The sequence below is a fragment of the Moorena sp. SIO3I6 genome (assembly GCF_010672095.1).
The window spans coordinates 14,306-29,355 of the sequence record NZ_JAAHHU010000006.1; the positions used below are offsets into that span (position 1 = coordinate 14,306).

At 44.4% G+C, this 15,050-nt stretch carries 13 protein-coding genes; 9 read left to right on the plus strand and 4 right to left on the minus strand.

Annotation, left to right across the window (positions count from 1 at the left end):
- The first annotated feature begins 28 nt into the window (after window positions 1-28).
- On the plus strand, window positions 29-1,717 hold the full coding sequence (locus tag F6K49_RS04355; protein ID WP_293027500.1) for an NAD-binding protein: 1,689 nt from the start codon (window positions 29-31) through the stop codon (window positions 1,715-1,717).
- Between the two features lie 144 nt (window positions 1,718-1,861).
- On the opposite strand, the gene F6K49_RS04360 is transcribed toward F6K49_RS04355, so the two are convergent.
- Window positions 1,862-2,254 (minus strand): hypothetical protein, encoded by a 393-nt coding sequence (locus F6K49_RS04360; RefSeq protein ID WP_364305526.1) that lies wholly within the window; start codon window positions 2,252-2,254, stop codon window positions 1,862-1,864.
- A gap of 514 nt (window positions 2,255-2,768) precedes the next feature.
- Here F6K49_RS04360 and F6K49_RS04365 point away from each other — a divergent pair.
- Window positions 2,769-3,179: a DUF2780 domain-containing protein gene (locus tag F6K49_RS04365; protein WP_293027511.1), complete on the plus strand. Its 411-nt coding sequence runs from the start codon at window positions 2,769-2,771 to the stop codon at window positions 3,177-3,179.
- 136 nt (window positions 3,180-3,315) lie between these two features.
- Here F6K49_RS04365 and F6K49_RS04370 read toward each other — a convergent pair whose 3' ends face one another.
- Window positions 3,316-4,215: an MBL fold metallo-hydrolase gene (locus tag F6K49_RS04370; RefSeq protein ID WP_293027497.1), complete on the minus strand. Its 900-nt coding sequence runs from the start codon at window positions 4,213-4,215 to the stop codon at window positions 3,316-3,318.
- 152 nt (window positions 4,216-4,367) lie between these two features.
- Between F6K49_RS04370 and F6K49_RS04375 the strand changes: the two genes are divergently transcribed.
- The 4 genes from F6K49_RS04375 to ruvA all read left to right on the plus strand — a co-directional run bounded on the left by F6K49_RS04375 (window position 4,368) and on the right by ruvA (window position 6,333).
- Window positions 4,368-5,123 carry a sucrose-phosphate phosphatase gene (locus tag F6K49_RS04375; protein ID WP_293040130.1) on the plus strand — a complete coding sequence of 252 codons (756 nt, stop codon included), beginning with the start codon at window positions 4,368-4,370 and terminating at the stop codon, window positions 5,121-5,123.
- A gap of 326 nt (window positions 5,124-5,449) precedes the next feature.
- Window positions 5,450-5,614: a hypothetical protein gene (locus tag F6K49_RS04380; RefSeq protein ID WP_293040132.1), complete on the plus strand. Its 165-nt coding sequence runs from the start codon at window positions 5,450-5,452 to the stop codon at window positions 5,612-5,614.
- Entirely contained in the window at window positions 5,538-5,729 is a 192-nt protein-coding gene (locus tag F6K49_RS04385) for a hypothetical protein (protein WP_293040134.1), read from the plus strand. Before F6K49_RS04380 ends, F6K49_RS04385 begins: the two co-directional genes overlap by 77 nt.
- Complete coding sequence (gene ruvA, locus F6K49_RS04390) at window positions 5,698-6,333, plus strand: Holliday junction branch migration protein RuvA (RefSeq protein WP_293040136.1); 636 nt, start codon at window positions 5,698-5,700, stop codon at window positions 6,331-6,333. Before F6K49_RS04385 ends, ruvA begins: the two co-directional genes overlap by 32 nt.
- A 204-nt stretch (window positions 6,334-6,537) precedes the next feature.
- Here the strand turns inward: ruvA and F6K49_RS04395 are convergent, their stop codons facing one another.
- Window positions 6,538-9,435, minus strand: coding sequence for an ATP-binding protein (locus tag F6K49_RS04395; protein ID WP_293040138.1), 2,898 nt, complete (start codon window positions 9,433-9,435; stop codon window positions 6,538-6,540).
- A gap of 1,004 nt (window positions 9,436-10,439) precedes the next feature.
- Here F6K49_RS04395 and F6K49_RS04400 point away from each other — a divergent pair.
- Window positions 10,440-11,171: a response regulator transcription factor gene (locus F6K49_RS04400; protein WP_293027507.1), complete on the plus strand. Its 732-nt coding sequence runs from the start codon at window positions 10,440-10,442 to the stop codon at window positions 11,169-11,171.
- A 695-nt stretch (window positions 11,172-11,866) separates the two neighbouring features.
- On the opposite strand, the gene F6K49_RS04405 is transcribed toward F6K49_RS04400, so the two are convergent.
- Entirely contained in the window at window positions 11,867-13,744 is a 1,878-nt protein-coding gene (locus tag F6K49_RS04405; protein ID WP_293094579.1) for a caspase family protein, read from the minus strand.
- A gap of 278 nt (window positions 13,745-14,022) precedes the next feature.
- Here F6K49_RS04405 and F6K49_RS04410 point away from each other — a divergent pair, with 278 nt between their 5' ends.
- Together F6K49_RS04410 and rpmF are read left to right on the plus strand one after the other, a co-directional pair.
- Window positions 14,023-14,661 carry a hypothetical protein gene (locus tag F6K49_RS04410; RefSeq protein WP_293043967.1) on the plus strand — a complete coding sequence of 213 codons (639 nt, stop codon included), beginning with the start codon at window positions 14,023-14,025 and terminating at the stop codon, window positions 14,659-14,661.
- 44 nt (window positions 14,662-14,705) lie between these two features.
- Complete coding sequence (gene rpmF / locus F6K49_RS04415; protein WP_293027472.1) at window positions 14,706-14,876, plus strand: 50S ribosomal protein L32; 171 nt, start codon at window positions 14,706-14,708, stop codon at window positions 14,874-14,876.
- The last annotated feature ends 174 nt before the right edge of the window (window positions 14,877-15,050 follow it).

Consider the following 15,050-nt stretch of genomic DNA (forward strand, 5'->3'; position numbering starts at 1 on the left):
CTATTATTTCGGTCAACAAGGTTGACACATGAAACCCCGCATCATTATCTGTGGCTTGGGTCGCACTGGATACAAAATATTCCGCTTACTGAAGCAGCAGGGAGTAGCTGTTGTTGGCATCAGCAACAGAATAATGCCTGGTGACGAAAACAATATTATTATTGGAGACTTGCGGGCTGTTTCTACCCTACTTGCCGCTGGACTCGAACATGCCCAAACCCTAGTTCTCGCCTGTAATGACGATGCTCTCAATCTGGCAATCCTGACTCAGGCACGAGTGATTAATCCACGGATTCGGATCGTTAACCGATTGTTTAATAGCAGCCTAGGTACTCGTTTAGATCAGACCCTACCCGATCATGTCAGCATGAGTGTTTCTTCTCTAGCAGCACCGGTATTTGCCTTCGCAGCAATGGGGAATCGAGCCATTGGGCAACTCAAGCTACACAATCAAACCTGGCCGATACACGAAGAAATTATCACCGAAAGCCACCCTTGGATGGGAACACAGTTGAGTGACCTGTGGGATGAGCGTAGGCGAATGTTGATCTACTACCTACCGATGGACTCGAATTTAGATCTAGTTTCCGCAGTAGCTCAGGGCAAACAGTTACAACCTGGCGATCGCTTAATTATTGGTACTCAGCCTCGGTTTCGTCCTAAACGCCAATCCTGGCTACAGAAACTGCTGAAAGTTTTCACAAACTTACAACAGTTTCAGCATCATGCTCAACCAATGTTAGTAGTGACCCTTTTCCTACTCCTGATAATTTTTACAGCCACATTGACTTATGTGTGTGTCAACTTAGAAACCTCTATTGTTGATGCTCTATATTTTTCTGTGGGTATGATTACGGGTGCTGGTGGTCAAGAAGAAGTAGCAGAAAAGTCCCCGGACACTATTAAGGTATTTACTGCTGTGATGATGTTAGTAGGGGCTGGTGTGATTGGGATTTGCTATGCTCTACTAAACGATTTTGTCTTAGGTACCCGACTCAAACAGTTTTGGGATGCTGCGAGAGTTCCCTACAGAAATCACTACGTTGTATGTGGACTGGGAAATGTAGGAGTCCAAATCCTCTACCAACTTCATGCCCAAGGCCATGAATTGGTGGTCATTGAAAGTAACCCCAACAATCGTTTCCTGAACATTGTTCGTTCTCTTGGTATTGCAGTCATTCACGGAGATGCCAGTTTACCTGCTACACTCACAGCAGCACACATCCAACGAGCAGAAGCCCTCTTAGCAGTTACTAGTGATGATACTGCCAATTTAGAAATTGCTCTAAGTGCCAAAAGTCTAGCTTCGAAATTGTCAGTGGTTGTCCGGAATCAAGACCCCCACTTTTCCCACATGGTACAGCAAGTGTTTGAATTTGAAGCAGTATTGTCTCCCACAGAATTAGCCACTCCTTCTTTTGCAGCTGCGGCATTAGGTGGACAAGTGTTAGGCAATGGTATGATTGGTGATACGCTTTGGGTTGCCTTAGCAACTAAGATTACCACCGAGCATCCCTTCTGTGGACGCCGTGTTAAAGATGCTGCCAGGTCCGCTGACTTTGTACCACTGTATCTAGAAACTAAGTATCAAACGATTCATGGCTGGGATTTATTGGAAATTAACCTAGCCGCTGGTGATCTTTTGTATCTAACTATGCCAGCAGTTGGTTTAGAGCAATTGTGGCGCACAACACCACCTCAAATGATGCTGAGGTGAGTGACAAATGGAACCCATGGCATCTAATGGCATCTAATCTGAACATGATCAACAATGAAGGATGAATGATACAGCCCTAGCTATAGTCTAAGGTTCATCATTCATCACTCATTATTCATGATTACTCGTGCAGGATTAGCGCAGCTAGAAAATACCAACTAGGACAATGGAAGTCATTAAGAAACCAGCCAATATTACAAGGATGCCAGGTAGGTTCAACCAATGTTTAACTTCCTCTGATTCTTGAGGCCACTCTTCTTGCTGCAGTTGCATCTGCCGAATCAGATCGGAAATTGCTTCAGCATCCTTGACATGGTGTAGTGCCTTGGTGTCACCATCAGGGTATTTCACTACGAAGTAAGTGGGAACTTTGATGTGATCCCCTGTAATATCAATCGTATCCACAGCAACCTGCTTCGCTTTTTCCTCAATAGTTTGGGGTTCAGTGGCAATTCTATCCCCTGGGTTAGCTGTTAACTTAACTCCCATTCCCATTGGTGATGCGTAGCTGACCATAGAAACCTCCAGATAGGTCAAAGTTTTTTATTAGGTGCGCTTTCCGCATCTAATTATTAAATTCGCCACGGGTCGCACCTCTGGATTTCATTTTACGTAACTTGGAAAACAATTATTCAGCTTAAGCGCGATATTTTATTTATATTATCAATACTTTAGATTTTTTAGTAATTTAGTTAAGATTGCAGCGGTTTCCTGTAATCAAATGTAATCTAACAAATGTAATCTAGCAATTTTTTATTGAAAATCGCCCTGAGTCGGATCGTTCCTGAATCCTGAGTAAAACCTGTTACTGTTCACGAATCCGATCGGATTGCTATAGATTAATGATTAATTTTTTGTTAATTTCCTTAACCCTTAAATTCAGCTAGCTTATAGCCCAAAAATGAACTTACTGCTCTAAGTTACTAGTTGTGTATAAATGTTATGGGTTGTGTTAAAAAAGATAAAATCTAAATAGTGATAGATAACTATGTTAAAAAAATGTAAATAAATAAGTATTTTTGCGATCGGATGTTAAATTAAGGCGGCAACGATATCGCAATCGAATAAGAGAGCATCTATGGAACTAATTCAACTGTTAACCGAAAACCTGGGAGTGCAAGAAAATCAAGCCCAAGGCGGAGCTGGACTTATTTTCCAACTGGCAAAGGACAAGCTGGGAGATGAGAGTTTTGCCCAAGTAGCGCAATATATTCCAGGGATAAATGATTTGCTCCAAGCAGCACCAAAAAGTGGTGGCATGATGGGAGCCTTGGGAGGATTAGCGGCATCAATGGGTGGTGGCGTTGGACAATTAGGCACTCTAGCTACCCTGGCAGGAGGTTTTGATCAACTAGAAATGGATAGTGGGATGATTTCCAAATTTCTACCGATTGTCCTCTCTTTCGTTCAAAGCCAAGGTGGGGACGAGATCAAAAACCTTTTGGCAAAAGTGTTGAGCTAGAACAATTGATTGGATGGCTGAAATGTGATCGTAATGAGGGATCAACCCAAGACTTGGGTATGTTTTACCAAAGTAGGAGCATCAAGGAGATCAGGGGGAAGATTTTAGGTGGTTACTTAATTTCATCCTTGATGCTTCATCCTTTATGCTTCATCCAGACAAGACACTGGTTCAGCTGATCTTGCATAGTCTGAGCATCAGTATGATACCGGCGTCCATGTCCTGGTAATACCCACTCAAAGGAGTAGTTGGTTAATTTCTCCATTGACTTGATTAATTCCTCCCAGGAGTACCAGCAGTGGCGACGAAAGGCAATCAGTTGCTGAAGTTGATCAGACCAAGCAAGATGGTCACCGCTGAAGAGAAATTTGTTATTGTACAGTAGAACAGTGTGACCTTTGGTGTGACCAGGAACTGGGATAATCAACAAGTCCTTGTCTAACAGATAAGACTCGGAACTAGTGAGCTGAATTTCCACATCACGGGTATCAGTGGTAATGTCATCTCTATGCAAAATGCGTTCGCAACGCGGTTCCGAAGGAACATCGCACTGGAAATGCTGTCTGTATTTGTGATGATCTGCCACATCATCCCGATGGGTCAGGTACATGTAACGAATCCCACCCATTGCCTCTAGACCTTTGACCAGTGGCGGTGTAAAGCGGGGAGAATCGATTAAAATATTGCCTTGGGGGCGTTGGATAAGGTAGCTAGCGGCACCGTAGGAGTTTTCAGAATGGTACCCGCAATGGTAGACATTGTCTGCAACTGGGATCGGGAAACTCTGCTGAACGTCTTTAATCTCTATAGGTTTCTCAACAGTACCAATAGAAGAGGTGGGACAAGATAATAGGGCTTGAAGAGCTCTCAAGCGTTCTGTATCATTAGCAGGTTGATGATAAACTGCAGACTGCTGATCAGCACGATGAAACACTTCCGGAGTCATCCAACGGCAGGTATCACAATCAATACAGGTGCTATCGACGTAAAAGTCACCACTAATATTTTGAGGGCGGCGTTGGTTGAGATGAGCCATAACTGTCTATGTCATAGGGATTGCGCTTAGTACCAGGCCAGATAGCTAAATCAATTGTAGCGAAAGGGCATTTTTCAGTTACACCCATGTAGGACAATAAGGCAATAGCCAAACTCTAAGCATTTGGCGAGATTACCAACCCTAATCCTATCGTGACTAAATTTCTGTTTGTAACTGACCTTGACAATACTTTAGTAGGGGATGATCCGGCTCTGCTTAAACTGAACCCTCTGCTAAGTCAGCATCGCCAAGAACATGGTACAAGAATCGTTTATGCTACAGGGCGATCCCATAGTTCCTACCACGAGCTGAAAGCCGAGAAGCCACTTCTTGATCCAGATGCTCTGATCACCTCTGTGGGTACAGAAATTTATGATAATGATGGCCAAGATACGCCCAATCCAGACTGGTGGTCCAAGTTATCTGAAGGCTGGGATCGGGACATGATTGTCGAAACGGCTGCCCAATATCCTGACTTAATTCCCCAAGTAGAATCAGAACAACGTCCCTTTAAAGTCAGCTATCACCTGACGGAAGAAGCAGCTTTGACGGTGCTACCTCAACTGGAATCTCAGCTTCAGGCAACGGGTCTTAATTTCAAGTTGATCTATAGTGGTGGGAAAGACTTAGACATTCTACCCAGCAATAGCGATAAAGGTCTAGCGGTAGAATTTTTACGACAACAGTGGGGAATTGAGCCGGAACGGACAGTGGTTTGTGGCGACTCAGGAAATGACATTGCCTTATTTAGCGTTGGCTTTTCCCGAGGAATTATAGTGGGTAACGCCCGACCAGAACTTCGGGAGTGGTACGAAAACAACTCAGCAGATTACCATTACATGGCTCAAGCTAACTGTGCAGGTGGTATACTAGAAGGTTTGAATTATTTTAGCTTTTTGTGTCAGTAATGGTCGCCAATAATTAAGAAGTAGTTACAAGTTGCTGGTTGTTAGAGTTACAAGTTGCAGGTTGGTAGGTTGCAGGTTAATCGAGTTACAAGTTGCAGGTTAATCGAGTTAACAACTTGCAGGTTGGTAGGTTGCAGATTAATCAAGTTACAAGTTGCAGGTTGGTAAGTTGCAGGTTATGCTCTCAACTATCCTTCACTATTTTCGTGGTGGAGTACAACCTTAAACCAACCTTGGCCAATAGGCCACGCTACGCGAACAACCAAATAACCTCCCCTACTTCGGACGCCAAAGGCGAACAACCAAATCACCTTAAACCTTAAACCTTGGCCAATAGGCCACGCTACGCGAACAATCTTGGCCTATTGGCCACGCTACGCGAACAACGTTTAACCAACCTTCAACCTTGGCCTATTGGCCACGCTACGCGAACAACGTTTAACCAACCTTCAACCTTGGCCTATTGGCCACGCTACGCGAACAACGTTTAACCAACCTTCAACCAACCTTCAACCAACCTTCAACCAACTAACCTTCAACCTTCAACCAACCTTCAACCTTCAACCTTCAACTAATGATCAGCTATCTCAAGGGGACAGTAGCTAGCATTCAAAAAAGCACCGGTAATCGGGTCACTCTGATTCTAGATGTCAACTACATTGGGTATGAAATACAAATCACTCGCCGTTTGTCCCAGGAGTTGCCCGTAGCTTTATCGGAAAAAACCGTGCAAATCTTCACCCATTTGCAAATCCGGGAGGAGCAACAGGTGCTATACGGTTTTGCCTCAGCGGCTGAGCGGGATTTATTTCGTCAGTTAATTAGTGTCAACGGTATTGGTGCTCAATTAGCGATCGCACTACTGGACACCTTGGGATTGCCTAATTTAGTCCAAGCGATTGTCACAGGTAATATTCGTGCCTTATCCAAAACCCCTGGTGTGGGTAGCAAAACCGCTGAACGCATTGCTCTAGAACTGAAAACGAAGTTGGCTCAATGGCATAAGGTATCAGAGGTAGAGTCCCCACTATCTGCTAATGGACTCTCACCAGGAATTCAGGAAGATGTGGAGATGACCTTGTTAGCTTTGGGATATGAAAATGATGAAATCGCTCAAGCACTCCATGCTATCAGTGAGGATCCTCAGGTCGCTAAAAGTAAGAATGCGGAAGATTGGATTCGAGAAGCGATCGCTTGGTTGAGTCGCTGATCATGTTCCTGATCGCATCTATAAATATAGCGGTTCCACGAGTGAGGTACATCTGGATCAGCGCTACTAGGGGGAGAGTGGGAATAGGGGGAGGAGGTTGAAGAAATTTGGGTTTACCTCATCCCACAACAGAACCGCTATAATCTAACCGAAACCTGAAACCTGAAACCTGCAACCTGCAACCTGCAACCTGCAACCTGCAACCTAATAAATTACCCTTCGAGCACGAAATCCTTTAAGAGTCTGGGGCAAAAAAGAACAAGCTAGGGTTTTAGATTTTGGTAGATCGCAATCAAGACAATCGCCAGTAGAAGCTTTTACTCGTCTAGGAAACTTGACATGGAAGGTAGACCCCTTACCCACCTTACTCTCTACCGTAATCGTTCCTTGCATCAACTTGACTAAAGATTCTGTAATTGCCAGTCCTAAGCCGGTACCCGAGTACTTGCGAGTTGTGGTTTGATCAATTTGTTGGAACTCCTCAAAAATATGCTCTAAGTCATCTTGGGCAATTCCAATTCCCGTATCCCTAACAGTGAGCATCAGCCAGTCGGTGGAAATTTCCTTGACTACCACCTCTACCCTGCCAATTTCGGTAAACTTAATCGCATTGGAAACCAGATTGACCAAAATCTGCCGCAGGCGGAGGCTATCATTGATTACCATGGGATTTTGTAAATTGGTTTGGATATACAACCCTAAATCCTTCTGAGCAGCTAGGCAACGGAATTCATTGATAGTTTCTTTAATCAACCTGTCCAAATGCAAACTTTCCAAGGTTAACTCCAGACAAACTGCCTCAATTTTGGACAGGTCAATCATATCCTTAATCAGAGTCAGTAGATGTTGAGCATTATTCACAATGCGATCGATTATATCTGCTTGTTGGTGGGTCAAGGAGCCCTGACGCTGACGCAATAGGACCTGGGAAAAACCAATAATGGCATTCATGGGAGTCCGTAACTCATGGGATATTGTCGAAACAAACTGGGATTTCAACCGTGCTGCTTCCAACAATTGCAGGTTCTGTAGCTTGAGGGATGCATCTCTGATTTCCAGTTCTCGATTCTGCCGAGCCAGCATAGTGTTCTGAAACTCTAAACGCGCTTCTTGCTCCTCTAAGGCTTTAATCATGTGAGCATTATCAATTGCGATCGCAGCTTGTTCATTAATCATGCGAGCATTATCAATTGCGATCGCAGCTTGTTCACCCACTGCTCCTAGCAGATTCCGACCTGATTGGTCTAATCCCTCTGGGTCTTCCCAATTGCCAATACCTAGTACTCCCAAGCGTCCTGCTTGCACAGACTCAATCGCCACAGCGTAAATAGCTGTAGGTACTTCCTCTTCCGGATGCCGCGCATCCCAACCCTTGCGATGAATTAACTGAGATTTGCCAGTTAAAAAGACTTGAGATAGTAACCCTTGCTCAAGGGGCAAGATGTCTTCCCAGTGGAACTTTTGTCTATGAATTCCCTCGGTAACCCTTAATACTTCAGGGTTACCGAGGGAATTATTGAGAATGATGAAACAAAATTCAACCCCAGCAATCGCTTTAGCTACCTCCGATACGATCTCTTGCAACAGATTTGGAAGGTTAGTCAGTCGTTGATTGAGGAGATTAGTCAACTGGTGTAGGGTTCTCAATTGCTGTTGCTGTTCATTGAGAATCGTAATTACCTGCCTGAGATCATCACTCGCCTGGTTTGCCTCTCGGTATAAGCGCGCATTTTCAGTGGCTAGGGCAGCGCGACTAGCTAAATCCTCAGCCAACTTCACATCGATCTCATTGTAGCGGCGACCTGAGTCACTCCTGACAAACCAAATTGAGCCCAAGATTTGTGAACCCATTCGTAAAGGTACACAAATGTAACACTTAATTTTCAATGCCTGTAACATCCTGAGATGGTCAGGATCCTCAGCAGCAGCTCTTAGGAATTGATCAGAAACCTCAAAATAGGTATCCGTACAACCTGTACGTAAAACCTTGCCATTGCCATACTCTTCATCCCCCTGGGGAGGGTAGCAACGGTGCAGTTTCCAAATCAACTCCTCTTGCTCTGGGTTAACATGGGCAACCGCAAGACGCTGGTAAGACTGGGGAGTATCATAGCTATCAACTCCCGATACTACATCAATGGCACACCAATCAGCAAAGCGAGGGATTACCAGCTGCACTAGATTGTCCAATGTAGTCTGGTAATCGAGGGAAGCTGAAAGTACAGCAGAAGCCTCCGCCAGAAATCGCTGGGATTCTTCTGCTCGCTTCTGCTGAGTAATATCAGTAATTACACCAGACATCCGGAATGGTACTCCTTGATCATTCAACTGGGCTTTGCCACGAGCAGTACAGTAGCGATCTTCTCCAAAAGCACAGGGTAGGTGAAATTCTACATCCAGTTCAAGATAATCTTGTTGGTAACTAGCCACCGCCTTAGTAACTTTGAGTAAATCTGAGGAATTTAGTAACTTAAATAAGAGATCAGGAGAAAAGTTATGGTGGTACTTCCCTATCTGTTCAGGGGACAAGCCAGTAATTTCATAGAAGCGGTCATTACAATACAGTTGTTTAGTGATCAGGTTCCAGTCCCAGATCCCGTTCTTGGAACCTTCTAGCACCAAGCGGTAGCGTTCTTCGCTTTCTTTCAGCCGCTGATGAGCTACAGCTGCTTCCCGTTCTGCGCGGTAGAGGCGAACTGCATTAGAGAGGCTACGTAAGAGATTTTCTGGTGAGATTTGGCTTTTGGTCAGATAGTCCGATGCTCCAGATTTGATCAGCTCAACCGCAATTTGCTCATTAATTTGCTCGTTCCCCTGGTCACTCAACACAATCACAGGGACTTCAATCCCAGCATCACGGATTTCTTTAACCAGAGTCAATCCGTCCCCATCCGGTAAGTTATAGTCTAATAGAATGCAGTCCAAACTCGCTTGGGTCAGGGTAGAGTTAGCGCAGCGTGATGCGATGATCGACCTAGCGCTTTTGCTGTCAACTGCAACAGCTATTTTTACGGGTATACCCCCTCTGTTAAGAGCTTTAATTATGGCTTTGCAGTTAACTTCATCATCCTCTACGATCAGTAGTCTGATAATCTCGTCCATGATTTAGCGGTTGAGCTGTTGTCATTGGTTATTGGCTAATAATGATTAGTGGATAGTGGGTAGTAGCAGTTCTTGACTGACAACCGACACCTGAGGAGGCTAAGGAATTATATTGAGCAGACTCTATTGTTTAAGTTGAAGTATTGCTCAAATTTAGTCAACCTTACGGACTTTACAATCTCTCCACGTCGCTTTAGATTGTAGGCTTCTACCTTACCTCGGTACTAGTAGGAGAGCTTCAGTAAAAATACCGATCTGACTAGGTACAGGACATCCCACGGTTGTGTAGTATCACCGAAACATTTGCCAAATCGATGAGAATCGACTAGGTATGAGTATACTTGTATAAAAACTCCCTTGATTAGTAATCTCACCCATCTAGGGAATGAACCCATGCTAATTTTCCAGTGGTATTTCCTGAGAAACAAACTCCCTTAGATAGATTTTTTAGGGGGTTTTACTCCCTATTGTATCCTGCTGTTGGATGAGGGAGCATGGGACGATCCGCAGATGAGCATAAAGAGTAGGATTTATCGGAATTGGTCATTTCGTTCTGGTGAGACTACCTTAGTTACTCAATAAGCCGATCGGATGTCAATCCTGTTGAGAATCTCCTCTAACCGTTGGAATGGGAAATCCTGCCAACCCCTATGACAATTAGTTTTGGCACGACTAACCCCTTATACTCATAGAGTGTAAAGATTATAATAAGTAACTACCCATAGGTGCGCTCTTACTTGGCGAATTAAATTCGCCACGGGTCGCACCTCCTGTAAATTCTCAATAACTTTATATCTGATAGCGTAATCGTTTTTGACAAATGCTTTCATTCCAGCTCACTTTAAGTGATCGTTGCCAAGAGATGGTCTTTTGGAAACTCTATCCCAAAGTCATAAATATCTACAACTACCAATAGGTGGAGATCATGATGATTTTTACCAAAACTTTACAAATTTACTCTAAAAATCAATAAACTATAAATCTCACCCCCCTAGACGTTAATGATGGGTAAAATTCGTGTGGCTCTCATTGAAGACCATGATCTGACTCGGATGGGTCTGCGAACAGCCCTCCAACAAAGTGGTGAAATTGAATTGGTGGGCGAAGCGGCCAATGCCACTGAAGGACTAAAGTTACTCGCGGAATCTAGACCAGATATCGGGATTGTCGATATTGGTCTTCCTGACATGGATGGAACTGAATTAACTAGACAATTCAAAGAGTTTCAAGCAAAACAGGATGATTCTAAACAGGATGATTTTCCCACCAAAATTATGGTACTGACCTTGCAGGATGATGAAGAAGCCGTACTAGCCGCTTTCGCCGCTGGTGCCGACTCTTACTGCATGAAAAATATCACCTTTGATCAATTGCTAGAAGCTCTGAAAGTGACCTATGAAGGTAATGCTTGGATTGATCCAGCCATTGCCAGGATTGTACTTGAGCAGATCAAACCAAGCAAAGACACTCAGCCTACTGAAGCTAGTGAAACGATAGCTATCCATGCTGCTCCCAATGAATACAATCAAATGATTGAAGCTTATCCTTTAACGGAAAGGGAATTAGAGGTTTTGCAGTTGATTGTAGAAGGTTGCAGCAATGCTGTGATTGCCGAAAGGTTATATATCACTGTGGGAACTGTCAAAACTCATGTCCGAAATATCTTGAATAAACTCTGTGCGGATGACCGTACCCAAGCAGCTGTCCGTGCCCTCCGCTCTGGCTTAGTTATTTAAGATTATACCATAAAGTAACTTTTTACAGTTATAAGGTTAGTTGGTTGAAGGTTGAACGCGCACGCGTGGCCAATAGGCCAAGGTTGAAGGTTAAAGGTTGAAGGTTGAAGGTTGAAGGTTGAAGGTTGAAGGTTGAAGGTTGAAGGTTGAAGGTTGAAGGTTGAAGGTTGAAGGTTGAAGGTTGAAGGTTGAAGGTGATTAGGTTGAAGGTGATTAGGTTGAAGGTGATTAGGTTGAAGGTTAGTTGGTTGAAGGTGATTAGGTTGTTCGCCCTAGGGGTCCGGTGTAGGGTAGGTTGAACATTAGAGCCTTAACAACTCAAAGCCGGATGTATAATTGGCAACCTGTAACCTAAGCACTCAGCTATCAGCTATCAGCTATCAGCCATTAGCCTTGGCCAAAGGCCACGCTAAGCGAATGGCCACGCTACGCGAATGGCTCACGGCTGACGGCTGACGGCTGAATGCTTACCCTGTAACTGGCAACCTGTAACCTTGGCCAAAAGGCCACGCGTGCGCGTTCAACCTTCAACCTGTAACCTGTAACCTGTAACCTGTAACCTTGGCCAAAAGGCCACGCGTGCGCGTTCAACCTTCAACCTGTAACTGGCAACATTCAACCTTCAACCTTGGCCAATAGGCCACGCGTGCGCGTTCAACCTTCAACCAACCTTAAACCTTCAACCCAAATGACTATCAAGGTCTACCTTGCTGCCATCTAGCGATCGCTTCTTGGGCAGCCTCATAGTAAGGGGTATCTTTTGGGACTAATTTTGCTGTGTTAATCGCTGAAAGAAACTTGCCTCGCGATGCACGGGACTTAGCAATCAGATAAATCTTATCGCTAGCTTGAGCAATTAACGCTTGTGCTGTGGCATACTTAGGTTGACCCGGTGGAATCTTACGGAGGGTTGCGATCGCACGATTATAACTAGATGCTTGATTACGTTGCACTTGTTTGATGGCTGTTTGGATAATCTGTTGATTCTGCGACTTCTGTTGGGATAGAATCTGCCACTGTTTAATAGCATTGTTAGCCAAAGCATAAACAGAAGGGTTATCTTTAGGAACTAGTTGGGCAGCTGCTATCGCTCCTTCAAAATCACTTTTTTTTGCCCGTTTCTTGGCTAGAGCCAGAATTGAATGACTCCAACTAGTGATATATTGTTGTGTCTGATCATAAAGAGGATCCCCAGGTTTCACCTGACGGGCAATTGCGATCGCATCACTATACACAGATGCCTGCTTCGGTTCAACTAACTGTCTTGCCTCGTCCAAAGCTGCTTGATTCGCCTTAATCCCACTCGGTTCCCGCGATTTCTGTGCTTTAGTTTCCAGGGATTTACTCTTGGAATTTGGCAAGGGAGCTGGAGTTGCCTGGGATGTTGACCCTGCAGGTAATGTTACTGGGGAGTTACTGACCTTGGTACTCTCTGGTAATTTGGTAGTTAATGTGGTATTGTTCCTGTTTTGTATTACCTGCTGACTAATCAAGCCTTCCTGGTTACGGACAACAGTTAAGCTCACTAGTCCTAACAACAAAGCTATACCACTACCCCAAAACAACCATTCTCGCCATGACGATAACTCTTCTGTATCAGTTTGAGGCTGGCTGTCTGAATAAGAAACTAAAGCTACTGAGTTAGATGACTCCTGCTTTGAGCTATCAGTGTTAGTGGGTAAAGACCTATTTTGATTAAGCTTTACCACCGATAAAGGTTTTTTGGCAAATTCACTCTCAAGATTCTTCTCATCTTTAGAAAGAACTACCTTGGTAGCTTCTGAGTCAGTGCTTGGGTTAGCCCATTGATTTTCTGGTGGTGAGCTTGCCCCTTCAGGCCAAATTTGTTGTTGTCGATACTCCTGTAAAGGAATTACCGTCAGAGGAATCTGAACTGGTCGCCAATGGTGTTGGCTCAACTCCGGTAGCCGCTCCCTGAGATACTCGTCAAGATTTTCAAGGGTAATCTCAGTATGATAGTAACCCAGTGCTTCTAGAAGTGCTGAGGTGAATAAGCCATTCCCTAGAGCCGCCGCTTCGTGAGAAAACTGGTTGAGTTGACTAGAAAGTATCAGGGAAATATCCATTTTGTAGGCTAATTCCACTGTTTCAGCACCAACTGGTTCACCAGATGGCATTCCCGGTGAGCGGTTTATGTCTAACAATACCAGGATTTTATTGCCCCCCATAGTCTTGAGAGAAGAAAACAGGCATTCTATTGGTATACCTGTTCCTGGAATATCATCTGGATTGCCATCAATCGGCATGAGGTAGTCAACTTTATCCCAACTGACCCCACAGCCACTGAACAAGAACCAACGCCAACTTTCTGGAGAACCTGGACTCTGGCGAATCCTGTCGAGGCATCTTAAAATATTTTCTCGGTTGGGGTAGGTTAAAAAATCATCAATCGGTGGTGAAGTATCAGTTAATAAAAGAAACTCAGTGGGTTGCAGATGAGCTTGGTCTACAAAAAACCCTTGTAGTCTTTGAGCGTCTGCTTGACCATAGTTTAGAGGTTGTAAGAACTGATAGCGGTTGATGCCAATTGCTATACCAGCGTAATTTGCCATTTACCCCATACCCTAGTGGCTGAAACTAGTAGATTTTATGCCTATATATGCCTAATTTTATTACTATTGCTGTAGTTTACCCTTACACTTAAATTCTAATCCAACCCTGTTAAGCTTAACCTAACGGCTTAACTTTATTAATTAATTAATTATAACACTATCGAACCTAGTCCACCTTTCAAGGCTCTTGAAGTAGTTTTTGTAAATCTAGTTTCTGTCAAGATTTTCCTTCATCATGAATCTTTTCCTTTTTTGGCGTAATCAGAGGATATAATAGTATGTTGTCCAAATTAATCCGGCTATTGGTATTGCCCGGCTTAGTAGGGGTTAGTTGGCTGACTACAGTTGCCATTGTTCCCCAAAGCGCGGAAGCCAAGACAGCTCGTATTAATGTTACCCTCAATCGTGAGCCTGACGAAACTTACCAAGGCTTTATGCGGCGTGCTGAAGTAGTTGCTAGAGCAGCAGCTCAACGCAGCTTCGATAGTGACATATTGACTACAAAGGTAGCGATTACTATTCTAGGACAAAATCAAGGAGAAATCGCCCCAGTCTTGTTGTTAGAAGTCAGCCGTCCATCCTGGAAAAGACGACCGGATGCCAAGTATTGGGCAACTTACTTTCCCAATACCCAGTTCCTACTGCGAGTTGAGGAACCTGATTTTTCCCCTCAAAGTCAGCCACAGTCCCTGGAACCAGCCAACAACCAGGCTCCTGAGCCACCACCAGCCAACAACCAGGCTCCTGAGCCACCACCAGCCAACAACCAGGCTCCTGAGTCACCGCCAGCAAACAACCAGGCTCCTGAGCCACCACCAGCCAACAACCAGGCTCCTGAGCCACCACCAGCCAACAACCAGGCTCCTGAGCCACCACCAGCCAACAACCAGATAGAAGACCGAGATACAAGACAATGAAATAAGATAGAAAAGCTGTCTAACAATTTAAATAATTTACACTTATGGCTGTTCCTAAGAAGAAAACCTCAAAATCAAAACGGGATAAACGTAAAGCTAACTGGAAGCGCAAAGCGCATCTGGAAGCACAAAAAGCCCTCTCTCTCGGTAAAGCAGTCCTGAGTGGGCGTTCTAGCTTTGTTTATCCAACACAGGAAGAAGAAGACGAAGACTAGGTTTACTCCTCCCCACCGGGCGATGACGGCGTATCGCTTATTTTTACCATGGTTCCGGTGGGTTAGGTATCACGAAGACAACGCGCTATACACCCTGTTGCCCTAACACCTCTGACGACTTTCGGGTCTCCAAGCTACTTACCTAGCTTAATAGATCTGAAGCTAATACTGAAG

Coding starts and splice junctions, on each gene's coding strand:
- F6K49_RS04355 (WP_293027500.1), top strand. CDS start 29: ATGAAACCCCGCATCATTATCTGTGGCTTGGGTCGCACTGGATACAAA.
- F6K49_RS04370 (WP_293027497.1), bottom strand. CDS start 4,215: ATGGCTCATCTCAACCAACGCCGCCCTCAAAATATTAGTGGTGACTTT.
- ruvA (WP_293040136.1), top strand. CDS start 5,698: ATGATCAGCTATCTCAAGGGGACAGTAGCTAGCATTCAAAAAAGCACC.
- F6K49_RS04395 (WP_293040138.1), bottom strand. CDS start 9,435: ATGGACGAGATTATCAGACTACTGATCGTAGAGGATGATGAAGTTAAC.
- F6K49_RS04400 (WP_293027507.1), top strand. CDS start 10,440: ATGGGTAAAATTCGTGTGGCTCTCATTGAAGACCATGATCTGACTCGG.
- F6K49_RS04405 (WP_293094579.1), bottom strand. CDS start 13,744: ATGGCAAATTACGCTGGTATAGCAATTGGCATCAACCGCTATCAGTTC.
- F6K49_RS04410 (WP_293043967.1), top strand. CDS start 14,023: ATGTTGTCCAAATTAATCCGGCTATTGGTATTGCCCGGCTTAGTAGGG.
- rpmF (WP_293027472.1), top strand. CDS start 14,706: ATGGCTGTTCCTAAGAAGAAAACCTCAAAATCAAAACGGGATAAACGT.